An 895-nucleotide genomic window follows, 5' to 3' on the forward strand; every position below is an offset into this window, starting at 1 on the left:
TGTCGCGCAACGAGAACCTCTCGCCGCTCGCTCGCGAGGTCGCCGACACGCTCCGCAGCTCCTGGGCCGTCGACTTCGACGACGCGGGGGCGATCGGCCGCCGCTACCGTCGCCAGGACGAGATCGGCACCCCGTTCTGCGTCACGGTCGACTTCGACTCGCTCGACGACCGTGCCGTCACGGTGCGCGACCGCGACACCATGGCACAGGAGCGCGTCTCGATCGACGAGTTGCACGCGTACCTCGCGGAGCGCCTGCGCGGCGCCTGAGCACCCTCAGTCATCGTCGAGACCCATCCTCATCGCCGAGACCCATCGTGGTCAGCCGGTGTGGGAGTGGGTCTCGACGGGGAGTGTGGGTTTCGACGTGCCTCATGATCTCGCCACGGCGCGCGCGTAGCGCTCGGAGAGCAGCTGCAGGCGGGGGAGCAGCTCGGGTGGGCTCTCGACCGTGAAGTCCATCATCAGCATGCCGATGTAGGCGGCGACGGTGTCGAGGCTGTCCGCACCCGTGACGAGGATGCAGTGCTCGTCGTCGACCGGCTCGACGATCCCGACCGCAGCGTGGATCCGGTCGAGCACGGCCGCAGCCGGCGCGTCGATGCGCAGCCGGGCATGCACGATCCACCCGCTCACGGCGATGGTCCGCATGGCGAAGGCCGTGTAGTCACCCCCGGGCAGCGGCTGCGGCGTGAAGGAGCGTCGCGTCGGCATCCGCAGCTGCATCCAGTCGACCCGGTACGTGCCCCATTCGTCGGTCTGCGGATCGCGTGCGACCAGGTACCAGCGCCGCACCCAGGTGAGCAGTCGGTACGGCTCGACCAGCACGGGTGCGCCCTCGTAGTCGAAGCGCAGCCACTCCTCGTCGCGGATCGCACGTGCGATGGCCTGCAGTG

At 69.5% G+C, this 895-nt stretch carries 2 protein-coding genes; one reads left to right on the forward strand and one right to left on the reverse strand.

The genetic code is table 11. The features are described from left to right. The coding region (locus tag KZA10_RS16315) for a His/Gly/Thr/Pro-type tRNA ligase C-terminal domain-containing protein (RefSeq protein ID WP_256935007.1) at nucleotides 1-269 on the forward strand (269 nt) is incomplete at its 5' end. A gap of 102 nt (nucleotides 270-371) precedes the next feature. Here KZA10_RS16315 and KZA10_RS16320 read toward each other — a convergent pair. Next, nucleotides 372-895 (reverse strand): WYL domain-containing protein (locus tag KZA10_RS16320; RefSeq protein WP_218683413.1); only part of this gene is annotated, 524 nt, incomplete at its 5' end.

The organism is Microbacterium sp. BF1, from assembly GCF_019279095.1.
Taxonomy (GTDB): Bacteria; Actinomycetota; Actinomycetes; order Actinomycetales; family Microbacteriaceae; genus Microbacterium; species Microbacterium maritypicum.